Origin of the sequence: Anaeromusa sp., from assembly GCF_028691475.1 — a bacterium.
Lineage (GTDB): Bacteria > Bacillota > Negativicutes > Anaeromusales > Anaeromusaceae > Anaeromusa.
This window is the reverse complement of sequence record NZ_JAQUZF010000147.1, coordinates 1-5,321: the sequence shown is the minus strand read 5'-3', so window position 1 is coordinate 5,321 and position 5,321 is coordinate 1. Positions and strand designations below refer to the sequence as shown.

Below are 5,321 nucleotides of genomic sequence, written 5' to 3'. Positions count from 1 at the left end.
CATTACTTTTTCCTGCTGCAATTGAGCTGCAATATGCCGCAGGTTCTGCGTAGCCACTCCATTCGGATACGCAAGGAAAAATGGAACTTGCTGACGCACAGCCTGCAAAACCTGGCGATCATCACAGACAATCCCCAAATGCTCCAAGCGAATCGTCAAAAAGCGTTCGCAGGCCAACGAAAATTTACGCAATACCGAAAACCCTTCGGCTTCATCAAGAGCCCGATTGATAATAACATGAATGCGAGCGCTGCCTTGATGCGCCAAATAGGTTTTTAGCATTCCGTATGCGTCGGTGAGCGCTGTTGGCTCTGGCGTAGTTACCAAGACAATTTCATCCGCCGCCAATACAAACTGCAATACAGTCTGACCAATACCGGCTCCTGTATCCAACAAAATATAGTCAGCCCATTCATCCAAAAGCGCAACCTGCTCCAATAAATATTGACAACGGCCAGCTTCCAAGTTAGCAAGCCGATATAAGCCAGAGGCGCCGGGTAAAAAACGAATGCCCCCCGGACCTTCCAACAAAATTTCCTGAATTGGCACATCTGCATCCAGCAATTGAACCAAAGTATGTTTCGGAGTTGTTCCTAACAAAACATCTACATTAGCCATTCCCAAATCTGCATCAATGACAACTACTTTTTGCCCCAATTCACTTAAAGCTAACGCAAGGTTAACAGTCAGATTGGTTTTCCCCACGCCCCCTTTGCCGCTGGTAACGGCAATGACACGCGCTTGTCTAGCTTCGCGCTTCCCTGCAGCAGATGGCTGCGCCTGCTGCATGATGCGCCGCAAATTTGCCGCTTGATCATACATGTTCGTCATCGCCCCTAAGCAACTCTTTCGCCAGCCAGGCAGGCGATACAATTTGCAAATCATCCGGAACATTCTGTCCATTGGTTACATAAGACAATTTCATGGGAAATTGCTGCAGCACATTTAAAATAACACCGCACCGGCTCGCTTCATCCAATTTAGTAAACAACACTTTATCCGGCGAACAAACGGAAAAACGTTTGGCAATTTCCAGCGCGTCTCGGTTGCAGGTAGTCAAGCTCAGCACCAAATGTTTTTCCGCCTGCGGCACTTGACTCAGAAGCAGTTGCAGTTCTTCCAACTGTTCTTGATTCTTAGGGCTGCGCCCTGCCGTATCCAGCAATACTAATTGGCTTCCCTTACATTTCGCCAAAGCTTTTGCAAGCTCCTGCGGCGCATAAACAATTTCTAATTGCAAACCCATTATTTCTGCATACGTCTTCAACTGCTCTACTGCAGATATACGATACGTATCAGCAGTAATTAACGAAACACGTATGCCCTTTTGCAGCGAAAAATAAGCCGCCAGCTTTGCTATCGTCGTTGTTTTGCCAACACCAGTCGGCCCTAGCAACGCTACGACATGAGGCGCACTGCCGTTTAGGGCAACGCCGGAAACCTTGCCTAAGCCCTGCTCCACCAAGCGTTCCAGACGCTCTGTAAAAGCTGGTTCCGTAAGCGTCCCTTTCCATTGATATAAAACGGGATCTTGGCGGACTAAACTTTCCGCTACTGGTTGCAAGACATCCGCTTGTAGCAGCTTCTCTACCGCCGCCGAAGCAACGGCATCAGCGCCTTGCTTCGATTCATGCAAAGCGCGCTCCAACAAAGAGCGCATCTCCGCCAGTTCTTGCTTCCATTCTGGTTCTGCGGTTTTTGCAGGTGTCAGCGGAACACTCACAGGCGCAACGGTCTCATGAGTCTGTTGCGGCGGTATCACCTCAGCAACAGTCGGCATTGCTGGAGCAACAACTGTTTTGACAGCAGGCGTCTCTAAAAGAGCATCGTCCACGGCTGCCATGACTTCTACCCGTTCATTGCCAAAAAGCCCCAACATGCCTCCGGTTTTGAAACGACGGGTATGTAAAATCACTGCTTCCCTGCCCAATTCCAATTTCACCTTATTCATTGCTTCTTGTACCGATTGACCGGTAAAAATTCGTACTCTCAATTTACACCTTCACCATCCCAAGTGTTTGAATTTGCACGTTGGGTTCTAACTCTGCATAGGATAAAATTATAAGATTTTCAGCTACCCGCTCCGTTAGCTTGCGGAAATACAACCGGCAGCCGGGACTAACCAGCACAATGGGCTGATAACCGATTTCCGTTAATTTAGGAAGCTCTTTGCTCAAGCAATTAACAAGCGCCTGCAGTTTTTGCGGCTCCAGCGCCACAAAACTTCCTTGCTCGCTGCGCTGCACACCGGCGAGAATCAGCTGCTCCAGCTCCTGATCCACAGCCAGGCATACCAAGGTGCCATTAGCGGCATATTGCCTGGAAATTTGCCTAGCAAGGGCTTGTCGGACATACTCAGTAAGAATTTCTGTGTCTTTAGTCATCGCGACATAGTCGCCTAATGTTTCTAAAATAGTAACCAAATCCCGTATGGAAATGCGTTCTCGCAACAGATTGCACAAAACCTTTTGCAATTCTCCCACAGACAGCATGGCAGGAACCAAATCCTCCACCACCGCGGCATGACTTTGTTTCACCGCATCTACCAATGTCTGTGTCTCCTGACGTCCAAGAATTTCCGACGCATGGCTTTTGATCACTTCCGTCAAATGCGTTGTCAGTACGGAAATGGGATCTACTACGGTGTAGCCAGCCAGTTCCGCCTGCTCCCGGTTGCTTTCCTGTATCCAAAGCGCCGGCAGGCCAAAAGCCGGCTCTACGGTTTCCATACCTGGAATGGTTTCCATCGCTGTTCCGGAATTCATGGCCAAAAACTGGTCAAGTAATAATTCTCCCCGAGCCACTTCAATTCCTTTTAGCTTAATCACATAGATATTAGGTTTTAGCTGAATATTATCACGAATTCGTATGGTTGGCACAATTAAGCCCATTTCCAAAGCGCATTGACGGCGAATCATCACAATCCGGTCTAATAAATCGCCGCCTTGACTGGCATCAACCATAGGAATCAAACTATAACCAATTTCCAATTCCATCGGATCTACCTGCAAAAGAGCAACAATATTTTCTGGTTTTTTGACTTCTTCTTTTTCCTGCTCCTCCTGCTGGCTGATTTCCGATACTGCAGCCGATTGGCTGGATCGCCGCAAGATATAACCTACGCCAAAAGTAGCCAGAGACAACCCAATAAAAGGCAGCGTTGGCAGGCCTGGGACTAAGGCCAGCAGCAAGAGCACCGCAGATACAATGAAAAACACCCGCTGGTTGGTAAATAATTGGCTGACAAAATCTTGACCCAAATTGGAGTCCGATGCCGCTCTAGTTACCACAATACCGGTTGCCGTAGAAATTAACAAGGCAGGAATCTGGTTTACAAGGCCTTCACCGACAGTCAATAAGGTGTATTGCTGCAACGCTTGTGTAATTTCCAAGTTACGCTGCACCATGCCAATGACAAAACCGCCGACAATATTAATGATAATGATAACAATAGCCGCGATAGCATCGCCTTTTACAAACTTACTGGCGCCATCCATAGCGCCATAAAAATCAGCTTCTCGCTGTATTTTTTTACGGCGATCCCTAGCTTCTTGCTCATTAATGGTTCCAGAATTCAAATCAGCGTCAATACTCATTTGCTTACCAGGCATCGCGTCCAAAGTAAACCGCGCCGCTACTTCCGCTACACGCTCAGCGCCTTTGGTAATAACGATAAACTGAATGATAATCAAGATAACGAATACAATAAAACCGACCACGGCATTACCGCCGACAACAAAGTTTCCGAAGGCCATAATCACTTCTCCGGCATAGCCTTCCAGCAAAATCAATCTTGTCGCCGATACGTTCAATGCCAGACGGAATAAGGTAGCTAATAGCAATAACGAAGGAAACACGGAAAAGTCCAAGGGCTCTTCATTATAAATAGCCACCATAACAATGACTAGGGCCAATGAAATATTCAAAGCCAAGAGCATATCCAGCAAAAAAGTAGGCAAGGGTATAATCATCATAACGACGATCGTCACAACTGCTACTGCTATGATAATATCGCTATATCGTAAAATTCGATGTAAAATAGTTCCTTGATTCGGCACAATATCCCCTCTTCTTATCTGTTAAAATACGGAGGCGCTCTTTACGACAAACGCCGTTTCAGACGGTATACGTACGCCAAAACTTCAGCTACTGATTTATATAGTTCCGCAGGCACCGCATCTCCCACTTCGGTAGAAGCGTACAACGCTCTTGCCAACGGTTTGTTTTCTACAACAACTACCTTATGTTCTTTCGCAATTTCCTTGATGCGCAACGCGACAAAATCTTGGCCTTTCGCCACGATTTGCGGCGCCGCCATCACTTTATTGTCGTATTTCAAAGCCACTGCAAAATGAGTAGGATTTGTTATAACCACATCAGCCTTGGGCACTTCCTGCATCATCCGCTGCATAGCCATAGCCCGCTGCCGTTCCTTGATCTTCCCCTTAATTTGCGGGTCCCCTTCACTTTGCTTAAATTCCTGCTTTACATCATGCTTACTCATTTTTAAATTTTGACGATATTCCCAATTTTGATACAGAAAATCTAATGCTGCCAAAACCAACATAACTGCACAAATTTCAAAAACCATACCTAAAAGCATCGAAGAAGTAGCTTTTAAAGACGCCCATAACTCCGCATTAATCAGCATGGCGTTATTCAGCAAGTTCTGCTTAATAACGCGATAAATAAAAAAGCCTACTACACCTACTTTAAATAAGGACTTTGCCAATTCTACCAAGGAACGCTTAGAAATCAACCGGCCCATTCCTGAAATAGGATCCAATTTTTCCAGGCTGGGCATTAACGGTTCCAAACTAAAAATGAAACCCACTTGCAATAAATTCATAACCACAGCTGAAAAGGCCAACGTTGCCATAATGGGAAAAGCTGTTTTCAACATAACTAGGACAGCTTCGATGAACAAAAGCTGCAAATCAACAAAGGTCAAGTCCTGAGTTGAGAAGTTGCTGTAAACATGGCGCATAAACAGTCCTAGTTCTTCAAAAATAAAACTGCCCAGCACTTGCAGCACAAAAAAAGCCAAAATAATACTGACGGTTGCATTAATTTCCGTGCTTTTAGCAACTTGGCCTTTTTCGCGCGCTTCCTGCAGCCGCTTGGGCGTAGCGTCTTCTGTTTTTTCCTCATTAAAGAGTTGTAGATCAAACGACCAAGAGATTCGTCCCTGCTGCTCAAGTTCAGCGCAGCGTGAGCAATATCTTGTACATTTCTTGATACATGCCATTAAACGCCACTTCCAAAAATAAAATATAAAAAGGAATTACAAGAGTTAAGACAAATAAGCCTATAAAAATTTT

At 45.8% G+C, this 5,321-nt stretch carries 4 protein-coding genes; all 4 read right to left on the bottom strand.

Going from position 1 to position 5,321, the window contains the following annotated elements:
• Positions 1-822 (bottom strand): MinD/ParA family protein (locus PHF27_RS13150; protein WP_300070993.1); only part of this gene is annotated, 822 nt, incomplete at its 3' end.
• A complete protein-coding gene (gene flhF, locus PHF27_RS13145) occupies positions 815-1,993 on the bottom strand; it encodes a flagellar biosynthesis protein FlhF (RefSeq protein WP_300070992.1) in 1,179 nt (392 codons plus the stop codon). The genes PHF27_RS13150 and flhF, both read right to left, overlap by 8 nt.
• 1 nt (position 1,994) lies before the next feature.
• Positions 1,995-4,058: a flagellar biosynthesis protein FlhA gene (gene flhA, locus PHF27_RS13140; protein ID WP_300070989.1), complete on the bottom strand. Its 2,064-nt coding sequence runs from the start codon at positions 4,056-4,058 to the stop codon at positions 1,995-1,997.
• A 41-nt stretch (positions 4,059-4,099) separates the two neighbouring features.
• Complete coding sequence (flhB, locus tag PHF27_RS13135; RefSeq protein ID WP_300070986.1) at positions 4,100-5,248, bottom strand: flagellar biosynthesis protein FlhB; 1,149 nt, start codon at positions 5,246-5,248, stop codon at positions 4,100-4,102.
• Positions 5,249-5,321 lie beyond the last annotated feature (73 nt).

Bases quoted from the DNA above. Each gene is read 5' to 3' on its own strand.
- flhB (WP_300070986.1), bottom strand. From the start codon at position 5,248: ATGGCATGTATCAAGAAATGTACAAGATATTGCTCACGCTGCGCTGAA.